Origin of the sequence: Micromonospora sp. H61 (assembly GCF_018070325.1) — a bacterium.
GTDB lineage: Bacteria > Actinomycetota > Actinomycetes > Mycobacteriales > Micromonosporaceae > Micromonospora > Micromonospora salmantinae.
This window is the reverse complement of record NZ_JAGPXY010000007.1, coordinates 102,273-122,615: the sequence shown is the minus strand read 5'-3', so window position 1 is coordinate 122,615 and position 20,343 is coordinate 102,273. Positions and strand designations below refer to the sequence as shown.

Here is a 20,343-nt window from a genome sequence, read left to right as displayed (position 1 = left end):
AGGCGGCCACGAGGTCTCCGGTATGAAGTTCTTGCTTGGTCGCAGAACCAGATACCGGAGACCTCTTCAATTGTCGATCACCGCCACGCCGGGACCTTCACCAGCCACCACGACTCCTGAAACACGCCTCAGTGCCGCCTGCCGCGCGTCTCCTGAGCGCGGCCGAGCCTGATGGGGGCCAGGCGGGTCGCCCGGCCCCCCCATTCGGGCTCGCTCAGCCCAGGTACTTCTCCCACGGGCCGGTGATGGCCAGGGTGAGGCCCGGGTCCTGCATGTTGACGAAGAGCACCTTGCCGTCCGCGCTGAAGGTCGGCCCGCAGAACTCCGAGTCGTTGAGCTGGTTGCGGGCGATCGCGTACGTGGGCCCGCCCGGGATCGTGCTGAGCACGTGCGAGGCGCCCGTGCCGTCCTCGGCGAGCACGAGGCTTCCCCACGGGGTGACTGTCACGTTGTCCGGGCCGTCGAAGGTGAGGTCGGTGTACTTGACCGCCGTACCCTCCTCGGAGGCAGTCTGGTGCGGGAAGTACGTCACCAGCTGGATGGTCTGGTTCTTGTAGTTGTAGAACCAGACCATTCCGTCGTGCGGCGCCGCGTCCGCCGGCAGGTCACCCTCGTCCCAGGCGTAGGAGTTGACCACGTACACGCCCTCGTCGGTGGCCCACACGCCCTCGAACTTGCGTCCGCGGGTGACCTGGCCGTCGGCGAACTGCTCGCGTACGGACTTGGTGCGCGCGTCGCGGTCCGGCACCTCGATCCAGCGGACCGGGAAGGGCCGGCCCAGCTGGGCGGAGGTCAGGTAGGCGACGTCCGGCAGCACCGAACCGTCATCCATGATGATCTGCATCGCGGCGAGGACGCCGGCGTTCGGTGCGAGGCGGGTGAGCACGCCCGGGCCCAGCTTGACGCCGTGTGGCGCCGTCCAGCGGTAGAAGAGACCGTTGGGCTCGTCGGCGTCCTCGGAGAGGTAGATCCGGGTGCGGTCCTTGTCGACGGCCAGGGCCTCGTGGGAGTAGCGGCCCAGGCACTTGATCGGCTTCGGGTCGGCGCTGCCGTCGGCCCACACCTCGAAGACGTAGCCGTGGTCCTTCTGATAGACGCCGGACCGGCCGCCCTCTTCCCACTTGTCGCCGGCCCGGTCCTCGGTCTCCTCGCAGGTGAGCCAGGTGTTCCAGGGGGTCGGCCCACCGGCGCAGTTGGAGATGGTGCCGGAGAGCGCCACGAACTCACCCAGGTTGCGGCCGGCGAGGTCGGTCTTGATCACGGTGCAACCGCCGGCGTCGACGGCGCCCGCGTCGTAGACCGTTCCCTTGACGTGCGGCACGCCGAACTCGGCGCCCGGGTCGATCTCGTGGTTCTGGATCAGGGTGTACCGGCCGTGGCCGGCGTCGTAGACGGCCATGCCGTCGTGGTCCGACGGGGTGGTGCCCTGACCGCGGTCGAGCCGGGTGACACCGGTACGGGTGATCACTGTGTAGCTGAAGCCCTTGGGCAGGGCCAGGACTCCCTTGGGGTCGTCCACGAGCGGCGGGAAGGGCACGTTGCCGGGCTTCACCGGCGGGTGCGGCCGGGCCGGGCTGGCCTGGGCCAGGGACGGCAGGCCGCCCGCGACGGCAAGGCCGACGCCGGCGGCGGCGCCGCTGGCCAGAAAGGTACGACGAGAGGAAGGCACGTGGATCAACTCCTGGTCAAGACGTAGTGCGACGACTGGCAGCCAACTCCTTCGGGCGGACAGCGACACGTCACCCGTGGGATCGGGCGGTGACATCGGAGTTAAGAGTCAGGGTCGCGCACGCGTCTCCGGGTGGCCGGTGGCTGCGTCATCGAGCCGGCCACCACACCAGCCGCGTCGGGCTTGACCCTGACGCTGCGTCAACCCTCCATGCTGCCGCCATGAGCAATTCGCACACAACAGCTCAGGCCGAGCAGCCCGCGATTCACCTGCGCGGCCTGGAGAAGTCGTTCAAGCAGCTGAAGGTGCTGCGGGGCGTCGACATCGACGTCGCGCGGGGCAGCATCTTCGCCCTGCTCGGCTCGAACGGTGCCGGCAAGACCACGGTGGTGAGGATCCTGGCCACGCTCCTCAAGGCCGACGCCGGGACGGCCCGGGTCGCCGGCTTCGACGTGGCGACCCAGGCCGCCGACGTACGGCAGTCGATCAGTCTCACTGGGCAGTTCGCGGCGGTCGACGAGATCCTCACCGGACGGGAGAACCTGGTCCTGGTCGCCCGGCTGCGCCACCTCAAGGAGCCCGGTGCGATCGCGGACGATCTGCTGAGGCGCTTCTCGCTGACCGAGGCGGGCACCCGGAGGGTGCGGACGTACTCCGGGGGCATGCGTCGCCGTCTCGACATCGCGATGAGCCTCATCGGGAACCCGCCGGTCATCTTCCTCGACGAGCCGACGACCGGGCTGGACCCGGAGGCGCGCATCGAGGTGTGGCAGGCGATCAAGGAACTCGCCCGTGGCGGCACGACGGTGCTGCTCACCACCCAGTACCTCGACGAGGCCGAACAACTCGCCGACCGGATCGCCATCCTTCACGAGGGACGGATCATCGTGAACGGCAGCCTCGACGAGCTCAAGCAGCTCCTGCCACCCGCCGAGATCGAGTACGTCGAGAAGCAGCCGACCCTCGAGGACGTCTTCCTCACCCTCGTGGGCGCCAAGACCGAGAAGGAACAACGATGAACAAGCACTTCCTCGGCGACACCACTGTCCTGCTGGGGCGCTCACTGCGCCACATCGCCCGCAGCCCGGACACCATCATCACGACCGCTGTCATGCCGATCGCCTTCATGCTGCTGTTCGTCTACGTCTTCGGCGGCGCGATCGAGACCGGCTCCGACTCGTACGTGAACTATCTGCTCCCCGGCATCCTGCTCATCACTATCGCCTCGGGCATCTCGTACACCGCCTTCCGGCTCTTCCTGGACATGCAGGGCGGCATCTTCGAACGGTTCCAGTCCATGCCGATCGCACGATCCTCGGTGCTCTGGGCGCACGTGCTGACCTCGCTGGTCGCCAACCTGGTCTCGTTGGTCGTCGTCGTCCTCGTCGCCCTGCTCATGGGCTTCCGTACCGGAACGAGTGTGCTGGGGTGGCTCGCCGTGGCCGGCATCCTGGTGCTGTTCACCCTGGCGCTGACCTGGATCGCCATCATTCCCGGCCTCACCGCCCAGTCCGTGGACGGCGCGAGCGCCTTCTCGTACCCCCTGGTCTTCCTGCCGTTCGTCAGTTCGGCCTTCGTGCCCACTGCGTCGATGCCCGGCCCGGTGCGCGCCTTCGCCGAGCACCAACCGGTGACCGCCATCGTCAACGCGATCCGAGACCTCTTCGCGCAGGAGCCGGTCGGATCGGGCATCTGGACCGCCCTCGCCTGGTGCGTCGGCATCCTCGTGGTGGCCTATCTGCTCGCCACCCTGACCTACCGTCGCAAGATCTCCTGAGCTGGATTCGAGTGGGGCCGAGCGACTCGAGGGGCAGGATCAGGGCATGCTGACGATCAGTCAACTCGCGGCGTACGCCGGCGTCACGGTGCGGGCGGTGCGGCACTACCACCAGATCGGCCTGCTGCCGGAGCCCGAGCGGGATGCCTCGGGCTACCGGCGGTACAGCGCAGGGGCGGTGGTGTCCCTCATCAGGATCCGGATTCTCGCCAACGCCGGCGTGCCGCTGTCCCAGATCGGCCAGATGCTGGAGGCCGACGCGTCGACCTTCGCGGCCGCGGTCGAGGAGATCGACAGGCAACTGGGAGACGAGATCGCACGACTGGCGGCCAGCCGGAAGCAGATCGCGCAACTCGCCGCCGGGGATCGTCTGGCGCTCGCACCGGAGGTGACCACCTACCTCGACCGGCTCCGGGACATTGGCGTCTCCGAGCGGGTGGTGGCGGGTGAGCGGGACAGTTGGATCCTGATGTCGGCTCGCTGGCCCGATCGTGTCCGCGAGTGGATGCCCAGCAAGATCGCGCAGCTCGACGACCCGCAACTCATCCGGCTCTATCGGATCCTGTCGGACATCTTCGAAAGCGACACCGGCGACGACACGCTTCTGGTGGAGGCCGCCGACATCTTGGCCAGCCTCGCTGATCAGGCATACCGCTCGGGCGAGATCGACCTCGGTGAGGTTGCGCAGGACGATCTACCGTTCGACCTTCTGGACGCGCTGGCCGTCGAGGCGGACCCGCGGGTGAAGCGACTGCTGGATCTGATGCGCGAGCGTGGCTGGGATGGTTTGGCGCGGCTGGAGCGGCTGGCAGAGCCCTCCACCTGATCGACTGTCAGCTCTGTTGGTAGTTCACCGCGGCGAACCCGCACGGCTGGTGCAGGTGCAGGTAGTAGGCGCCCTCGCCGAACTCGTCCAGGTCCGCACCCCCGACCAGACCCAGGTAGTCCATCGGCTCCCCGCACCCGGGGCAGTCGGCGTGCTCGGCGTCCTGGATCCAGTCCGGCCGCCCGCCCAGGGTGGAGCCGCCCTGGTTCCAGGCGCTGGCCTGGTACGGGCTCGCCAGCGCCGGCCCCGCAACCGGGAGCAGCGTCGGCGGGTCCTCCGGTCCGGCGTCGCCGCCCAGGTAGCTCGGCCGAATGTTGTCGGCCCACCAGGTGGTGGCACCGGCCGGCGTGACCCGGCTGAACAACGTCGTGTAGCAGGCGCAGAAGTGGCAGGTCTCGATCACCAGGCGGCCGGACCAGCCGGTGTGGGCCAAGGCGGCGCCGACGGCGGGGTCGGTGGTGTCGAGGTCGGCGGCGACCCAGAGCGGAGACGCGCACCAGGGGCAGGCGGATCGGTCCGCGGGCGCGGGCGCGTCTCGCATGATCCACCGGTACGCGACGTCAGCGCACAGGTCCCGTCGGTTGCCGTCCGGGCCGATCGTCCAACCGCCCTCGACCGCGTAGCTCAGCACCCCCACGTGCAGGTCGTCCGCGCCGGCCGGCGGGCGCGTCGACCAGCGACGCAGCGCGTCCTCGGCGAGCGGGTGAGCGCTGTGGACCAGGATGAGGAGCAGATGGTTGAGTCGGTCCGGCGTCCGCCCGCCGTCGACCTGCTCGATGACCCGGCCGACCACGTCGGCGCCCGCCGCCCGGTACAACGTCGCCGGCCACAGCAGGTCGAGGTCGAGCAGGGTTCCGTGGTACGGCGACAGCCTCCGCGGATCGGCAGCGGCGATCTCGCTCAACTCCTCGATCGCGTCGTCGTCCTCGTCCGCTACTCTCCTGATCAAGTCCTCGATCACGAGCGGATGCTAGCTCCCCCCTCCGACGCTCAGGACGATCGCCGTGATGAGGACGACGCCGTTGAACGTGCCGAGCCAGCCGTGCCAACCCTTGACCATGCGACCCCCGCTTTTCGCCCAGCCCCGAAACCTACCCGGCCCGGGCACCTGCCTGACGGGTTCTGATTCGCCCCTGGCGAGGGTAGGGGTAACTCCCAACCCGACTGGGGGGTAGCAGGATCGAGCAAGATCCAGAAACCGTGGAAGCTCATTTCCATGACCACGCAGAAGATCTCCCGGACCCATCGGGCCGCCCTGGCCCTCGTCCTTCCCGTCGCCGTGATAACGGCAGTTGCCGGGTGTGATGACTCGGCGGCGCCGAAGGCCGCGCCCGCGGCCAGTTCGATAGCCGCGGTTCCCTCGACCTCGACAAGCGCGGCCGGCCCGGCAAGTGCGGCCCCCGCAGCGGGCTTGCATATGATCGCCAACAACGGGCATCAGCTTGCCTTCCACGTCACGCCCGGAAGTTCTCCCACCATCGTGCTGGACGCCGGCGGTGGCGAGGACTCCTCGTACTGGGATGCCCTGGTGCCGCAGCTGTCGCAGGCCACCGGATCGCAGATCATCACCTACGACCGGGCCGGTATGGGCGCCAGCGAGGAGGTGAAGGGCCCATGGGACCCCAAGGCCGCCGCCTCCGACCTGCAGGCCGGTCTGCGTGAACTCGGCGTCACCCAGAACGTGGTCCTCGCGGGCCACTCGCAGGCAGGAGAGGTGGCCCACTACTTCGTCCTCGCAAACCCCGGCGTTGTCTCCGGGGCGGTGCTCATCGATGCCAACGTGCCGCAATTCTTCACCGACACCCAGACCCAACGCCTCGTCGCGCTAACCGCGCCGCAGATCGAAGAGCTCAAGAAGGCGCCGTCGACGAAGGCGAACCGCCAGCTCATCGCCACGGCCGACAACTTCGGTCCCACGCACCAGGCGTACCACAAGGTCTCCTGGCCCGACGGCGTTCCCGTCATCTATATCGTGTCGGACAAGACGCCCTTCGATGGATCTCCGCAGGACGCTCAGGCCTGGCGCGACGCGGCAGCGGCGTTCACCAAGGCGGGGCCCGACCGCACACTCGTCATCGCCGAGGGAAGCTCGCACGACGTTCCCCAGGACAAGCCCGCCCTGGTGCTCAAGAAAATCGAACAGATGACCGCCACCGTCAAGTAAAGGCCATCGGGCCGACGGCTGACAGGACCGGCGAGCCTGGTTGACCGGCGCTGCCCCGGCGTTCTCGGTCAACCAGGCTGCGGAGACGACCTCACCGCGAGGGGTCACCGGTTGAGCGAGCGCGACAAGCCACACGGTTCGGATCCCGATGACGGCGAGGTGGTGGGGCCCAACATGAATCACCAGCCCGGCGGTTCGGCACGATGCGCGATGATGGAGTGAGATGACCGATAGCAGCGGAACCGCCCTGTCCGGCGGCTCCTCGCCCTCGCGGGAGGGCTCCGGGCCGGGTCGCGTCGCTCGCAGCGGTCCGATTCCGCGCTCCGCGCTGGCCCAGCGGATGAGCCTGCTGGGCTGGTCGCTGGTGCTGCTGCCGGGCGCGGCCCTAGGTGCCGTGCTGGCCACACTATGGATCACCTCGATATCGATCGCCGCGCTTGGCGCCGGAATCCCACTGACCCTGCTCACGACCGTACTGGTGCGCTGGTTTGCCGACCTGCATCGCCAGTGGGCAGCCGACCGGCTCGGCGAACCGGTGCCCGCCCGGCCCTATCAGCCGACGCCGGACGCTTGGTGGCCGGTGCGGCTCTGGACGATCCTGCGCGACCCGGCGACGTGGCGGGACTGGATCTGGTTGGTGGTCAACTCGATCACCATTTGGTTGAGTTGCGGACTGTCGCTGCTGTTCTTCCTCTTCGGAGTCGTATACCTGACCTATCCGCTCATCTATCAGCTGACGCCGTCTCAGGTATTCCGCACTCCGATGGGGGAGGGCTTCCGGCTGCACAGCGTCGCGCAGTCGTTCGGGCTGGTACCGCTCGGTCCGGTTTTCCTTCTGCTCTGGTACGTCACTGCGGTGCGCCTCGCGAACCTCAACGCTCGGGTGATCCGCGCTCTGCTCGGCCCCACCGAACAGGCGCGCCTGCGGGCCCGCGTCCAACAGTTGGCGACCTCGCGAGCTGAGACCGTCGACACCCAGGCCGGTGAACTGCGCCGAATCGAACGCGACCTGCACGACGGCGCGCAGGCCCGGCTGGTGTCGCTGGGTATGAGCCTGGGCTTGGCCGAACAGTTACTGCCCAACGATCCGCAGGCCGCCCAGCAGTTGCTTGCCGAGGCCCGCGAGTCGATTTCCAGCGCCCTCACCGAGCTGCGCGACCTGGTACGAGGCATCCATCCGCCGGTACTGGCCGACCGTGGCCTGGACGGCGCACTCAAGGCATTGGCCCTGGTCAATCCGATCCCGACCACGGTGGTGACCCGCCTACCCGGACGGCTGCCGGCCCCGATCGAGTCCGCGGCCTACTTCGCCGTCGCCGAGGCCTTGTCGAACGCCATCAAGCACGCCCAGGCCCAGCAGATCCGGATCACCGTGGAGTTCGCACCCCACCGGGGCGGCGCTGCCGGGGAACTGACGATGCTGGTGTCCGACGACGGCCGTGGGGGTGCTTCGATCGATTCCGGCACGGGCCTGCGTGGCATCGTCCGTCGCCTGGCGGCCTTCGACGGCACGCTGACCGTTGACAGCCCGCCGGGCGGACCTACCGAGGTGAGGATGTCGCTGCCGTGCGTATCGTGATAGCCGAGGACCTCGCCCTGCTCCGCGAGGGCCTGATCAGGATCCTGCGGGCCAATTCATTCGAGGTCGTGGAAGCCGTTGACAACGGCCCCGCGCTGATCCGGTCGCTGACGACGCACCGCCCCGACGTCGCCATCGTCGACGTGCGGTTGCCGCCGACCTTCACCGACGAGGGGCTGCGTTCCGCGATCGAGGCCCGCCGCCAGATTCCAGGGCTGCCCATCATGGTGCTGTCGCAGTATGTCGAGCAGATCTACGCCAGGGAGCTGATGTCAGATCGCGCGGGCGCGGTGGGCTACCTGTTGAAGGACCGGGTTACGGACGTCGACCAATTCGTCGCCAGTGTCCGGCAGGTCGCTACCGGCAGCACCGTTATGGACCCCGACGTGGTGAGTGCGCTACTCACCCACCGCTCCACCGACCCTAAGCTCCTGGAGCTGAGCCCACGCGAGCATGAGGTCCTCACCCTGATGGCCGAGGGCCGCTCGAACGCTGCGATCGCCGCCCGGATGTTCGTCACCGAGAAAACCGTCAGCAAACACAGCAACAACATCTTCACCAAGCTCGGTCTCAAGCCCTCCGAGGACGACAACCGCCGCATCCTGGCGGTCCTCGCCTACCTGGAAGGCTGATTCCTTGGCCGCTGCCCCACCATGAGTGCGACCGAGGAACTGCCGAGCAACAAGGGCCGGTGGGGCGACGACGAAGAACAAAGCACCCTGAATCTGGTCACGTCGGAGGATCTTGAGGCCGCGGCGCTCCGCTCCGCCTCGTCGATGCCGGTGCCGTCCTGTCGTGCCGCCCCCGGCGGCGCTGCGGGGGCGGCACGATCGACCGATCGGGCGGTGGGTCAGCTGCGGGTGGACCACCGCTGATTGGTGCCGCCGTTGCAGGCCCAGAGGATGAGCTTGGTGCCGTTGGCGGTGGCGGCCGCGTTGGCGTCGAGGCAGAGCCCGGACTGGACGCCGGTGATGGTGCCGTTGGAGTTGAGGTTCCATTGTTGGTTGGTGCCGCCGTGGCAGTCCCAGATGATGGCCTGGGTGCCGTTGGCGGTGCCCTGGCCGGAGGCGTCGAGGCACTTGTTGCCGTACACCTGGAGTTGTTTGCCGGCGGTGTGGGTCCAGCGCTGCGCGGTGTTGCCGACGCAGTCCCAGAGTTGGACCTGGGTGCCGTTCGTGGTGCTGCCGTTGGGTACGTCGATGCAGCGGTTGGACTGGGCGCCGACGACCTGGACGTTCTGTTGCGGGTTGCCGCCGCCGGCCGGCGCGTAGGCGGCGGCGTTGATGTTGGCCTGGACGGCGTTCTCGGTGGCCGCCGTCGGGTAGCCGGAGGTCAGTACGCCCTCGAAGAAGGTGCCGCGACCGGTGATGCTGTTGTCACCGCCGATGCCGAGCAGGATGGCGCCCTCCTTCTTCATCGGGTGGTAGCCGTTGGGGCGTGGCCCGTCGAAGTAGGTCGTCAGGCTGCCTGACTGGGCGTTGCCGCCCCGGATCGCCCAGTGGTTCGGCTCGCCCTTGACCATGGCGGTGACGAAGCGGTGGTTGATCGACGCGATGTTGTTGTAGCCCGCGTTGACCCCGGAGAACAGCCCCCACTCCAGGTCGGCCATGATCCACGGGCCGGCCCCCGCCCCGTAGCCCCACTGTTTGTTGGCGCCGAAGTAGACGGTCTCCATGATGGCGCGTTCGTCGGCGAGGTTGTTGGTCTGCGCGTTGCCGTAGTCGAAGCAGCACCACTGGTTGTAGTGCGTGCCGTCGACAACCGCGTAGATGCCCTCGGGCTGGTCGCCGGTCGCGACACCGTTGGTGTTGTTGTTGCGGTAGCCGGTGCCGGGGGCGATGTAGACGCCGTACGCCTTCTGCCCGCCGACGGTGACCGGTGCCGCCTTCGCGTCGGCGAGGTTGTCGAATCCGCCGGGAGCGGGGCCGACGAAGTAGCCGGGGGGCGCCTGGGTGAGACGGTTGTTGCGGCCGGACTGGTCGTAGATGATCGTGATGACGCAGTTGGTGTTGGCGCAGAACGTGTCCTGGGTGGCGGCGTTGGCGTAGCCGCCCTCGCTGAGCACACCGACGTCGCGGGTGGTGTTGTCCGACGATCGTCGGACCTGGTAGAGCGGGCCGTTGTACGCGCCGTACAGCGCGCGGGTGGTGCTGTGCGCGGCCACGCACGGCGTGCCGCCGGAGGCGTAGATGTCACATGGACCCGTGCCGGCGGCGTGGGCGACGCCCGGCGCGTCCGAGACCACATAGGCGCCGGCGCCGACGACGAGGACGAACAGGGTCCCGGCGGCGGCCGTCAGGCGACCCAGTTTTCTCTTCACGTTCATCGGATCCTTTCGGGTGCGTGGTGGGGGTGGGGTGCGGCGAGGGAATTGACGTCACACGTCATACCTGTGACATTAATGGGCGTCCATCTATTAGCGCTAGTTCGCACACGTTGGTCATCGATCGATGAGCCTGAGGACGGATATGCTGGTCGGCGGAGCAAGGTGCGTCCCCGTATCGGGGCAAAAATCGATTCGAGGGCGATTGATGAACATCGGGGAGATCGCTCGCCGGGCGGGGGTGTCCCGCAGCACCGTTTCCTACGTGCTCAGCGGAAAACGCAGCGTGTCGGAGGCGACCCGGCAACGGATCCAGTCGGTCATCGACGAGTTGGACTACCGGCCGAACGCCAGCGCCCGTGCTCTCAAGGAGGGGCGCACCCGCACCCTCGGGCTGGTCATCCCGCCGGCGAGCCAGCGGTTGACCGACATGCAGCTGGGCTTCGTGGCCAGCGTCGTCGAGGCCGCCGCCCGCCACGACCTCGACGTGCTGCTGTCCCCCTCCGGTGGCGACCATGACCGGTCGTTCGAGCGGATCGTCACCGGGCGCCGGGTGGACGGCGTGGTCCTCATGGAGATCCGGTTGGCGGACGACCGGGTGACCCGGCTGACCAAGGCCGGCCTGCCGTTCGTCACCATCGGCCGGACCGCCGAGCCGCACGGGATGAGCTGGATCGACATCGACTACGCCGGGCTGATCGCCCGCTGCGTGCAGCACCTGGCCGATCTGGGGCACCGGCACGTGGCACTCGTGAACCGGTCCGCCGAGTTGGTGGCCGCCGGGTACGGCCCCAGCCATCGCGCGCTGACCGGCTTTCGTGCGGCGGCGGTGGAGCGGGGCTTGACCGGCGTGGAGGTCTGCAGCGGCGACGACACCGCCTCCGGCGAGGCGTGTATGGAGCAACTGCTCGCGACGCACCCGGAGGTCACGGCAGTGGCCACCATCAACGAGGCCGCACTGCCCGGAATGCAGCGCGCGTTGACCGGCGCCGGGCTGTCAGTGCCACGCGACTTCTCCGTCACCGGAGTCGCCGCGCAGCACTGGGCGGAGGATTTCCGCCCGCCGCTGACGGCCGCCGACGTGCCGATGGTCGAGATGGGCGCCGAGGCGGTGTCGCTACTTTTGGAGATCATCGCGGCTCCCGGCGCCGTGCCACGACACCGCCTTTACAGCCCGCCCATCTCGTTGCGTTCCAGCACGGGCCCGGTCCGGGGCCGCTGATCCGACTCGGCTATCCGCCCCTGGCCCGCCGTTCCTCCTGGGCGGCGGCGAGGATGAGATAGCTGCTGGCGGTCCAGGTGTAGGCGCGGTCCCGCAGCCCGGTGCCGGTCTCGGCGTCGAAGTTCTCCGCGAAGCCGGACTTCTCGCACAGCGCGAGGAACCGCCGACTGATGTCGTCGGCGATTCTGGTCTGCCCGGCCCGGCGTAGGCCGTCCTCGACCAGGACGGTGGAGGGTGCCCAGATCGGGCCACGCCAGTAGCCGTCGGCCAGGTAGTGGGCCGAGTCGGTCGGTTCGGTGGCCAGCCCGTGCGTGGTCAGGTGGGTTTCGACGCCGCGCGCCAGGGCAGCGGCGACCGTGGCCGGCAGGTCGGCCCCGAGCGCGACGGGCATCAGGTCGAGCAGGCTGCGGCTGGGTCGCCGGTGCCCGGTGTGGGGGTCCCGCGCGCAGAAGCGTTCGCCGTCCCACAGGTCGCGCAGCATCGCCCCGTGGATCCGGTCGGCCTCCCGGGACCAGCGGGTGGCGGGCTCGCCCAGCTCGGTGGCGAGGTCGGCGAGGTAGCGAAGCTGCGAGACCAGGAACGCGGCGAGGTCAGCGGTCTCGAGGACCCGGTTGTCGTCGAAGGTGGTGGCGTTGTCCCAGCCGCTGTCGTTGCCGTGCTGGTAGTGCGGCAGGTCGTGGCCGGGGGCGCGTCGCGCGTCGAGCCAGAACCCGGTCCAGCGGGCGAGCCGGTCGTACGTCTGCGCCAGCGCCGCCCGGTCCGGTGGCTGGGGAAGGCGTCGGCGCAGGTGCCGGAGGGCCCAGCCGTGGATCGGGGGCTTGACGTAGTTGTGCAGGACCTCCGAATGGGTGACCGAGTCGGGGAGGGCGCCGGCCTCGTCCTGGTGGTCGAAGGGCAACTGGAACTGGTGCCAGGCCAGCTCCGGCTCGCCGGCCGCCAGGGCGATCGCGTTGAAGCAGTGGTCCCAGCTCCACACCTTGTCCATCCAGTGCTTGGACATCAGGACGGCCGGCCGGGTGACGAAGCCCGCCGGGGCGACAGTGGCCGACCACAGGACGTACGCGGCCAGTTCGGCGGCCGGGGTCTCCGGGCCGCGCCAGGGCGCTATCGCGTCGACGAACGCGGTGAACTCCGCGAACCGGTCGCGGCACAACTGCTCGAAGGTGGCGGACCCGGCGTACGGGCGGCGGGCGGTGGCGTACTCCTCGATCGCGATCTCCCAGGGCTGGTCCCCGGGAAGGTCAAGGGAGCGCTCGGCGGTGCCGAGCGCCTGCGAGCCGTCGGTCCGCAGCAGTGCGCCGGAAAGCACGGTGACGCGGTAGCGGCGACCGGTCTCGTACGAGGTGAACACGTGTGATCCGTCGACCGGATCGGCGTACAGGTAGGTGCCGCTGAACGGGGTGAGGGTGTGCGCGGCAGCGGCCACCCGCAGGCCGAGCCGGTGGCCCCGGATCCGCAGGGTTTCCGGCCCTTCGTAGACGGCCTCGATCCGGTTGGCCCCGTTGCGCCAGGTCAGCAGCGCGGGCGTGGCGACGACAGTGGTGCCGGCGACCATGGGAGTGAGTCGCAGTACGGGGTGCAGCCCGGTCTGGTGGGAGACCAGGTGCAGGTCGTCGGCGTACGTCTTCTCGGCTACCACCGGGGAGATGTTGAACCAGGATCCGCGGTAGCTGAACGGGATGTCCTGGATTGCGAACTCCGGACCGGACGGGGCGACGGTCATGGGTGGCGGGTGCCTTTCTGTGGTGCGGGTGGTCAGTCCTCGACCGCCGCGGATGGTCAGTCCTTGACGGCGCCGGCGGTCACGCCCATCGAGACGTACCGCTGGGCCAGGACCAGCAGCACGGCGGCGGGGATCGAGGCGACGACTGCGGTGGCCATGATGGCGTTCCACTGCTGGTTGTTGTTGCCGATGTAGTGGTAGATGCCGAGGGTGATCGGCTGGTAGTCGCCGCCGCCGGCCAGGGTCGAGGCGAAGATGAAGTCCGACCACGACCACAGGAACGCGAAGAGCGACACCGTGACGATCGAGTTGCGGCTGACCGGCAGCACGACCGACCAGAAGGTCCGCAGCCGACCGGCCCCGTCGACCACGGCGGCCTGGAGCAGTTCGTCGGGGATGCCGGACATGAACGCCGTGAAGATCAGGACAGCGAACGGCACCGCGAGCGTCGTGTCGGCCAGGATCAGGCCGGGCAGCGTGTTGAGGACGCCGAGGGTGAGGTAGATGGCGTAGAAGCCCATCGCCATGATGATCCCCGGGATCATCTGCGCGATCAGCAGCAGGAAACTCAACGCCGGGCCGCCGGGCGGCCGGAGCTTCGCCAGGGCGTAACCGGCGGGGGCGGCCAGCGCCACGGTCAGCACCACAGTGCCGAGGCCGACCAGAAAGCTGGTGCCGAGGTACGGCAGTTGCTGGTCGAGCACCGCCCGGTAGCCGTCCAGGGTGCCGTTGGTGGGGAACAGGTGCGGGGGACTGGCCCGCATGTCCTGGTCCCGGGTGAAGGACACGTTGATCATCCAGTAGACGGGGAAGAGCATCAGCCCGGTCAGCACCAGGCCGACGCCGGTCTTCCACCAGGCCCGAGGCGTCGAGGTGGTCATCGGAGCTGCTGCCTCCGCTCGATCCGGATGTAGACGAGGCCGGCGATCAGGGCCAGCACGATGAGCAGGTTCCCGATGGCCGCGCCCGGGCCGAACTCGGGCAGCAGGTTGCCGAAGCCGAGCCGGTACGACCAGGTGGCGAGGGTTGCCGAGGAGCCGGTCGGGCCGCCCTTCGTCATGATCCAGATGATGTCGAAGACCTTCAGCGTGTAGATCAGCCCCAGCAGCAGCGTGATCAGGGAGACGGGACGCAGCAACGGGAAGGTGATCCCCCAGAACCGTTGCCACCCCGTCGCGCCGTCGAGCGCGGATGCCTCGTACATCTCGGTCGGGATCGCCTGTAGGCCGCTGTAGAGCACCACCAGGTTGAACGGGATGCCGATCCAGACGTTCGCGATGATCACCGAGGTGAGTGACCAGCCCGGCGAGGTGAGCCAGTTGACCGGGTCGATCCCGACGACGCCGAGCGCCGCGTTGACCAGCCCCGAGTCACTGTTGAGCAGCCACGACCAGGTCGACGCCGAGACGATCAGTGGCAGCAGCCACGGCACGAGGATCAGTGCCCGCAGCGTGCGCGACAGCGGGAAGTGCTGGTGGAAGAAGAGGGCCAGGGCCATGCCGATGGTGAACTGGAAGACGAGCGAGGCCGCTGTGAAGACCACTGTGTGCGTCAGCGTCGGCCCGAACGCCGGGTCGGTCAGGACCGTCCGGTAGTTGTCGAGGCCGGCGAAGGGCGCTCCGCCCTGCACGAACGAGCGGACTGTGTACTCGCGCAGGCTCAACTCGACGTTGCGGTAGAGCGGGTAGGCGTAGAAGGCCGCCAGGTAGATGGTCACGGGTGCCAGGAAGCCCCACGCCCACCATCGGCTGGGCCGCCGGGCACGGGACGGGGGAGGCCCGGGTGGGGCGGCGCTCGCCGCCCCACCCTGGTCTCGTACGGCGGTGGAGGTCTCTGTCGTGGAGGGCATGGTGTCGGTTCGGATCGCTTACCTGGTCGTGGCGGCGGTCTGCGCGGCGGCGAGTGCCTCCTGTGGCGACTTCCCGCCGCTGAGGGCCGACTGCACAGCGGTCCACAGCGCTTCGGAGATCTTCGGGTACTTCGTGCCGAGGTCGTCACCGGTGCGGCCCTTGGCTGCCCGGACCGCCTCCACCCACACCTTGAGCTTGGGGTCCGCGGTGGCCTGTCGCTCCTGTACGGCGGCGACGGGCGCGACGTAGGAGAGCGTGGTGTCGGTGGTGAGGAGGTTGTCGGCGTTGGTCAGGCAGGTGACGAGCTTCTGCGACGTCTCGTACCGGCTGGTCTTCTTCTGCACCGGGATGGAGACGAACTCACCGCCGGTGGGCGCCGGGGCCGGGCCGCCCGCGCTGGCCGGGATGGGGATAGTGCCGTACGAGAAGCCCAGCTTCTCCGCGTTGGCCAACTGCCAGGTGCCGTTCTCGGCGAACGCGTAGTCGCCGGTGGCGAACTCCTGCCAGCTCGTGGTCTGGGTGTTGTTGATGACGGAGTTCGGGGCGTGGCCCTGCTTGAGCCAGTCGGTCCAGAGCGTCAGCGCGGACACCGCCTGCGGCGAGTCCAGACTCGTCAGTTGGGCACCCGACCCCCAGAACCAGGGCAGGAACTGGAAGCTGCCCTCCTCGGTGCCGATCGCGGAGAAGGTGATGCCCTTCTTCCCCTTGGCCTTGACCTTGGTCAGTGCCGCGGTCAGTGAGGTCCAGTCCTTGACGGCGGCGGGATCGACGCCGGCGGCGGTGAGCACGTCCTTGTTGTAGTAGAGGGCGAGGGTGTTCGCCCCGATCGGCACCCCGTAGGTCTTGCCGTTGCTCTGGCCGGCGCCGAGCAGGTTCTTCTCCATGGCCGAGACGTCCAGCTTGTTGTCGTCGGTGGTGGTGAGCGCACCGGCTTCGGCCAGAGTTGAGATGACCGGGTTGTCCACGATCAGCACGTCCGGTGAGTTTCCCTGCTGGGCGGCGAGCAGCGCCTTGTTGGTCAGGTCGGTGGTGTCGTAGCCGGTCCGCTCGACCGTCACGCCCGCGGAGGTGCCGCACTTCTTGAGCAGCGCTACCCACTCGGAGTCGTCGGCGAACTGCGGATACGGGTCCCAGACGAGGTAGGCGCCACCGTCGGCGCCACCGTCGCCGGACGACGAACAGGCGCTGCCCGTCACTGTGGCGAGAGCTATCACGGCGACGGCGGCCAGGCGCCGCCGACGACTGAGTCCGGTCATGTGGTGCCTCACTTCAAATCGATCGTCAGGTGGGGTGTGTCGGTTGATCGTCGCGGGTCGGACCAGTCCAACCATGAGGCGAATCGATTCGACGAATCGGTTCGCCCGAAGATAGGTCTGGCCATACCCGGGGGTCAAGGGTCAGTTGGTCGTACCGGGAGGATCGCTGGGCAACGCGGGCGTCACCGCGCCGTCACTTCATTGACATCGTTCAGTTCCCGGTCCTACGATCCGTGCGAATCGATTCGCAAGTGCTGCCCTCCGGAGAGCGTCCCCCGCGCCCCACCAAGGAGCCGCCCGTGAAAACCCCGTCCCGCAGCAGGTCAGGACGAGCCCGCGTGTTCGTGGCCCGACTCGTCGTCGGCCTGCTCGCCGCCGCTGCCGCCGTCACCGTCGTCCCGGCCCCCGCCCAGGCCGCCGACGAGTCGATCAGCGTCAACTTCGCCACCACCAACGGCGCGCCGACCTACCGCGCCTCTGGCTGGATCTACGGCATGACCGAGAACGCCAGCGGTCCGGCCGACCACTTCTACCGGGACGTCAAGTTCCAGTACATGCGCGCCGGCGGCGCGCAGCTCCCGGGCAGTGGCTGGGTCGGCGGAACCTACGACCGGCGCTGGAACTCCACACTCGCCCAGGCGCGTCGTACCACCGCCCTCGGCGGGAAGTTCATTCTCCTGCCGCACGACCTCTGGGGTGCCGACGGCGCCGGAATCTCCCGCTTCCCCGGTGACAACGGAAACTGGACCGACTACGACAACTTCCTGACCCGCCTGATCAGCGACGTCCGGGCGTCCGGGCTGTCGGTGCAGTGGGACATCTGGAACGAACCCAACATCACCATCTTCTGGAACCGGCCGATCTCCCAGTACCTCGAACTGTGGCGGCGGACCTACCAGCGCATCCGGGCGGAGTTCCCCAGCCAGCTCATCGTCGGGCCGAGCTGCGCCTGCGTACCGTCGACCACACACACCTTCTGGAACCAGTACCTGGACTTCGTCCGCTCGACAAACACCGTGCCGGACATCATCAGCTGGCACTCGCTGCCCGGTGACCCGGTCGCGAACGTCGCCGCCGCCAACGCCACCCTCGACCCGCGCGGCATCGCCCACCCGCGTCCGTACCAGATCAACGAGTACGGCGCGCCCGACGAGCAGAACCCGGCCGACGGCGCCTGGTACATCGCGCGCCTGGAACGGGCCCGGGCCGACGGCCTGCGGGCGAACTGGGCCAGCGGCGGCAGCCTGCACAACGACCTCGGCAACCTGTTGATCCGTAACTCGGCCGGCCAGCACCAGCCCAAGGGGGAGTGGTGGAACTACCGCTACTACGCCTCCCAGGTCGGGGAGATCGTCGCGGTGACCCCCAGCCAGTCGTACGACGCGTATGCCACCAAGGCTGCCGGGGTGGCGAAGGTGCTGGTCGGCGGTGGTCGTACCACCGGGAACCTGTCCGTCAACCTGCAACGACTGGACACCACCAGCGGCATCGTGCAGAACAACCAGGTCCGGGTCCTCACCCAACGCATTGCGCACAACGGTGGCGGTGCCGTGGCGGGGCCGGTCACGGTCTCGAACAGCGTGGTCGGGGTGTCGAACAACAACGCCACGGTGACAGTGCCGTACACCAACCAGAGCGACACGTACACCGTCACGCTGCTGCCCCCCTCGGACGGTGGCTTCCAGTCGGTGGCGGTGGCCCAGCACTCTCAGCAGTGCCTGAACAACGCCGGCCTGAGCACCGCGGACGGCAACGTCCAACAGCAGAACTACTGCGACGGCGGTGACCAGCAGCTCTGGAACTTCCGCCCGGTCGCCGGAGTGGCCAACACCTACACCGTGGTCAACCAGCAGAGCGGCAAGTGCCTCGACGTCAGCGGCGTCTCCACCGCCGACGGCGCGGCGGTGCACCAGTGGACCTGCCTGAACGGCCTCAACCAGCAGTTCACGCTGCGTAAGGTCACCTACTCGGGCAACGACTCGCACGACTACCAACTCGTCGCCCGACACAGTGGCAAGTGCGTCGATGTCAACGCGGTCTCCACGGCGGCTGGCGCGCTGGTCCACCAGTGGACCTGCAGGGCGGTCAATCAGGGCAGCCCGTTGAACCAGACCTGGCGGCTCCTGGGGCGGTAGGCGTCCCGGGACGGTGGATGCGCTGGCCGTCCGCCCAACGGCCAGCGCACCACCCCGCTACCGCATTCATTGACACCAATTAATTAAAGGTCATACGATTCGCTGCGAATCGATTCGCCATCGCCACCACCCCTCGTGGCGCGTCGACACCCCCACCGCGCTTCCACGACTCCGAGGAGCCACCTCGTGCGAACCCCTTCCCCCACCGGGCCAGGAACAGCCCGTGAACTCGTCCCGAGACGTCATCGCGCCCGACGTCTGACCGCCCTGGCGGCCGCGCTGGTCGGAGTGCTCGTCGGCATCGGCGCCACCCCCGGTGCCACGTCGCCGATCGCCGAGGCCGCCGCCGCCCCGATGGCCGCCGCCGCCATCACGCCGGGGCAGAGCACCCCGATCGTCGGTACGCCGTCCGGCCGCTGCCTCGAAGTGCCCAACTCCAGCACCACAAACGGCACCCAGACGCAACTCTGGGACTGCAACGGCAGCGCCGGCCAGACCTGGACCTGGACGTCCACCAAGCAGATCCAGGCGTACGGCAACAAGTGCCTGGACGCCTCCGGCCGTGGCACCGCCAACGGCACCCAGGTGATCATCTGGGACTGCAACGGCCAGAACAACCAACAGTGGAACGTCAACAGCAACGGCACCATCACCGGTGTGCAGTCCGGGTTGTGCCTCGACGCCAACGCCGCGGCCACCGCGAACGGCACCAAAATCATCCTCTGGGCCTGTAACGGCGGCACCAACCAGCAGTGGGCCTCGCCGACCACCACCCCGCCACCGACCGACCCGCCGACCGGCGCGCGTCCGTGCGACATCTACGCCTCCGGCGGCACCCCGTGCATCGCGGCGCACAGCACCACGCGGGCGCTCTTCGAGGCGTATGCCGGCAACCTCTACCAGGTCCGACGCTCGTCGGACAACACGACCCGCAACATCGGGCTCACGGGAACCGGCGGCACCGCCAACGCGGCGACGCAGGACTCGTTCTGCTCCGGCACCACCTGCGTGATCACTGTCGTCTTCGACCAGTCCGGGCGCGGCAACGACCTCTGGTACCAGGGTTCGAGCGTCGTTCCGGGCTCCCCGCAGAGCAGGCCGGCGATCGCGACCTCGGAGTCGCTGACAGTGGGCGGCGCCAAGGCGTACTCGCTCTACATCAACCCCGGCAACAGCTACTGGCGCGACGGGCACCTCACCGGCGTGCCGACCGGCGCGGCACCCGAGGGCATGTACATGGTCACCAGCGGCACCCACGTCAACAACGGCTGCTGCTTCGACTACGGCAACAGCGAGACGACGCGCAAGGCCGACGCCGCCGGTGCGATGGACGCCATCAACTTCAGCAAGCAGTGCTGGTTCGGTGGCTGCTCCGGCAGCGGGCCCTGGGTGCAGGCCGACCTCGAGTGGGGTCTCTTCCCCGGTGGCAGCCAGAGCTGGAACCCGAACCAGCGCGCCTTCACCAGCAAGTTCGTCACCGCGACGCTGAAGAACAATGGCACGACCCGGTTCGCCATCAAGGGTAGCGACGCGCAGGCCGGCAGCCTCTACACGCTGTACGACGGCTCGCTCCCGCCGGGCTACAGCCCGATGAAGAAGCAGGGTGCGATCATCCTGGGCAGTGGCGGTGACTGTTGCAAGCCCGACGGCGGCGCGAACCTGAGCGCCGGCACCTTCTACGAGGGGGCCATGGTCGCCGGCTACCCGTCCGACGCGACCGAGGCCGCGGTGCAGGCCAGCATCGTGAGCGCCGGCTACCGCTGATCCTGGCTACGCCGTACGAGTCGTGCGCCGGTCACCACCTCGTGGTGACCGGCGC

Annotated in this window: 17 protein-coding genes; 10 read left to right on the top strand and 7 right to left on the bottom strand. The window is 68.6% G+C overall.

What is annotated here, in order from left to right; all coding sequences use genetic code 11:
• Nucleotides 1-214: 214 nt before the first annotated feature.
• Nucleotides 215-1,669, bottom strand: a complete 1,455-nt coding sequence (locus KBX08_RS06420; protein ID WP_210781660.1) for an alkaline phosphatase PhoX — start codon at nt 1,667-1,669, stop codon at nt 215-217.
• A 221-nt stretch (nt 1,670-1,890) separates the two neighbouring features.
• On the opposite strand from KBX08_RS06420, the gene KBX08_RS06415 reads away from it, so the two are divergent.
• The 3 genes from KBX08_RS06415 to KBX08_RS06405 are packed head-to-tail and all read left to right on the top strand — an operon-like array spanning nt 1,891 to nt 4,272.
• Nucleotides 1,891-2,688, top strand: coding sequence for an ABC transporter ATP-binding protein (locus tag KBX08_RS06415; RefSeq protein ID WP_210781659.1), 798 nt, complete (start codon nt 1,891-1,893; stop codon nt 2,686-2,688).
• Complete coding sequence (locus KBX08_RS06410; RefSeq protein ID WP_210781658.1) at nt 2,685-3,446, top strand: ABC transporter permease; 762 nt, start codon at nt 2,685-2,687, stop codon at nt 3,444-3,446. The genes KBX08_RS06415 and KBX08_RS06410 overlap by 4 nt, the downstream gene beginning before the upstream one ends.
• Before the next feature lie 46 nt (nt 3,447-3,492).
• Nucleotides 3,493-4,272 (top strand): MerR family transcriptional regulator, encoded by a 780-nt coding sequence (locus KBX08_RS06405; RefSeq protein ID WP_210781657.1) that lies wholly within the window; start codon nt 3,493-3,495, stop codon nt 4,270-4,272.
• Between the two features lie 7 nt (nt 4,273-4,279).
• Here the strand turns inward: KBX08_RS06405 and KBX08_RS06400 are convergent, their stop codons facing one another.
• Nucleotides 4,280-5,233: a hypothetical protein gene (locus KBX08_RS06400; RefSeq protein ID WP_210781656.1), complete on the bottom strand. Its 954-nt coding sequence runs from the start codon at nt 5,231-5,233 to the stop codon at nt 4,280-4,282.
• Between the two features lie 255 nt (nt 5,234-5,488).
• On the opposite strand from KBX08_RS06400, the gene KBX08_RS06395 reads away from it, so the two are divergent.
• From KBX08_RS06395 to KBX08_RS06380, 4 genes are all read left to right on the top strand, one after another.
• Nucleotides 5,489-6,436, top strand: coding sequence for an alpha/beta fold hydrolase (locus KBX08_RS06395; protein WP_210781655.1), 948 nt, complete (start codon nt 5,489-5,491; stop codon nt 6,434-6,436).
• A gap of 223 nt (nt 6,437-6,659) precedes the next feature.
• Nucleotides 6,660-8,015, top strand: a complete 1,356-nt coding sequence (locus KBX08_RS06390) for a sensor histidine kinase (protein WP_247668957.1) — start codon at nt 6,660-6,662, stop codon at nt 8,013-8,015.
• Nucleotides 8,003-8,647, top strand: a complete 645-nt coding sequence (locus KBX08_RS06385; RefSeq protein WP_210781654.1) for a response regulator transcription factor — start codon at nt 8,003-8,005, stop codon at nt 8,645-8,647. Before KBX08_RS06390 ends, KBX08_RS06385 begins: the two co-directional genes overlap by 13 nt.
• A 21-nt stretch (nt 8,648-8,668) precedes the next feature.
• Entirely contained in the window at nt 8,669-8,890 is a 222-nt protein-coding gene (locus KBX08_RS06380) for a hypothetical protein (RefSeq protein WP_210781653.1), read from the top strand.
• Here the strand turns inward: KBX08_RS06380 and KBX08_RS06375 are convergent.
• The gene (locus KBX08_RS06375) at nt 8,866-10,341 is read right to left on the bottom strand and encodes an arabinofuranosidase catalytic domain-containing protein (protein WP_210781652.1); all 1,476 of its coding nucleotides are present in this window, start codon (nt 10,339-10,341) and stop codon (nt 8,866-8,868) included. The two genes, KBX08_RS06380 and KBX08_RS06375, sit on opposite strands and share 25 nt — an antisense overlap.
• A 205-nt stretch (nt 10,342-10,546) precedes the next feature.
• Here KBX08_RS06375 and KBX08_RS06370 point away from each other — a divergent pair, with 205 nt between their 5' ends.
• Nucleotides 10,547-11,560 (top strand): LacI family DNA-binding transcriptional regulator, encoded by a 1,014-nt coding sequence (locus KBX08_RS06370; RefSeq protein ID WP_210781651.1) that lies wholly within the window; start codon nt 10,547-10,549, stop codon nt 11,558-11,560.
• A gap of 10 nt (nt 11,561-11,570) precedes the next feature.
• Here KBX08_RS06370 and KBX08_RS06365 read toward each other — a convergent pair whose 3' ends face one another.
• The 4 genes from KBX08_RS06365 to KBX08_RS06350 all read right to left on the bottom strand — a co-directional run bounded on the left by KBX08_RS06365 (nt 11,571) and on the right by KBX08_RS06350 (nt 16,389).
• Complete coding sequence (locus KBX08_RS06365; protein ID WP_210781650.1) at nt 11,571-13,283, bottom strand: amylo-alpha-1,6-glucosidase; 1,713 nt, start codon at nt 13,281-13,283, stop codon at nt 11,571-11,573.
• Between the two features lie 56 nt (nt 13,284-13,339).
• Nucleotides 13,340-14,164 (bottom strand): carbohydrate ABC transporter permease, encoded by an 825-nt coding sequence (locus KBX08_RS06360; protein ID WP_210781649.1) that lies wholly within the window; start codon nt 14,162-14,164, stop codon nt 13,340-13,342.
• Nucleotides 14,161-15,000: a carbohydrate ABC transporter permease gene (locus tag KBX08_RS06355; protein WP_238689546.1), complete on the bottom strand. Its 840-nt coding sequence runs from the start codon at nt 14,998-15,000 to the stop codon at nt 14,161-14,163. The genes KBX08_RS06360 and KBX08_RS06355 overlap by 4 nt, the downstream gene beginning before the upstream one ends.
• Before the next feature lie 150 nt (nt 15,001-15,150).
• The gene (locus KBX08_RS06350; protein ID WP_210781648.1) at nt 15,151-16,389 is read right to left on the bottom strand and encodes an extracellular solute-binding protein; all 1,239 of its coding nucleotides are present in this window, start codon (nt 16,387-16,389) and stop codon (nt 15,151-15,153) included.
• 299 nt (nt 16,390-16,688) lie between these two features.
• Here KBX08_RS06350 and KBX08_RS06345 point away from each other — a divergent pair, with 299 nt between their 5' ends.
• Both KBX08_RS06345 and KBX08_RS06340 read left to right on the top strand, forming a co-directional pair.
• Nucleotides 16,689-18,524 (top strand): RICIN domain-containing protein, encoded by a 1,836-nt coding sequence (locus tag KBX08_RS06345; RefSeq protein WP_210781647.1) that lies wholly within the window; start codon nt 16,689-16,691, stop codon nt 18,522-18,524.
• Between the two features lie 186 nt (nt 18,525-18,710).
• A complete protein-coding gene (locus KBX08_RS06340) occupies nt 18,711-20,288 on the top strand; it encodes an arabinofuranosidase catalytic domain-containing protein (protein WP_307850460.1) in 1,578 nt (525 codons plus the stop codon).
• Nucleotides 20,289-20,343 lie beyond the last annotated feature (55 nt).

What these genes read in the sequence shown, in the direction of transcription:
- KBX08_RS06415 (WP_210781659.1), top strand. Translation starts at nt 1,891, where the DNA reads ATGAGCAATTCGCACACAACAGCTCAGGCCGAGCAGCCCGCGATTCAC.
- KBX08_RS06410 (WP_210781658.1), top strand. Translation starts at nt 2,685, where the DNA reads ATGAACAAGCACTTCCTCGGCGACACCACTGTCCTGCTGGGGCGCTCA.
- KBX08_RS06405 (WP_210781657.1), top strand. Translation starts at nt 3,493, where the DNA reads ATGCTGACGATCAGTCAACTCGCGGCGTACGCCGGCGTCACGGTGCGG.
- KBX08_RS06395 (WP_210781655.1), top strand. Translation starts at nt 5,489, where the DNA reads ATGACCACGCAGAAGATCTCCCGGACCCATCGGGCCGCCCTGGCCCTC.
- KBX08_RS06390 (WP_247668957.1), top strand. Translation starts at nt 6,660, where the DNA reads ATGACCGATAGCAGCGGAACCGCCCTGTCCGGCGGCTCCTCGCCCTCG.
- KBX08_RS06380 (WP_210781653.1), top strand. Translation starts at nt 8,669, where the DNA reads ATGAGTGCGACCGAGGAACTGCCGAGCAACAAGGGCCGGTGGGGCGAC.
- KBX08_RS06375 (WP_210781652.1), bottom strand. Translation starts at nt 10,341, where the DNA reads ATGAACGTGAAGAGAAAACTGGGTCGCCTGACGGCCGCCGCCGGGACC.
- KBX08_RS06370 (WP_210781651.1), top strand. Translation starts at nt 10,547, where the DNA reads ATGAACATCGGGGAGATCGCTCGCCGGGCGGGGGTGTCCCGCAGCACC.
- KBX08_RS06365 (WP_210781650.1), bottom strand. Translation starts at nt 13,283, where the DNA reads ATGACCGTCGCCCCGTCCGGTCCGGAGTTCGCAATCCAGGACATCCCG.
- KBX08_RS06360 (WP_210781649.1), bottom strand. Translation starts at nt 14,164, where the DNA reads ATGACCACCTCGACGCCTCGGGCCTGGTGGAAGACCGGCGTCGGCCTG.
- KBX08_RS06350 (WP_210781648.1), bottom strand. Translation starts at nt 16,389, where the DNA reads ATGACCGGACTCAGTCGTCGGCGGCGCCTGGCCGCCGTCGCCGTGATA.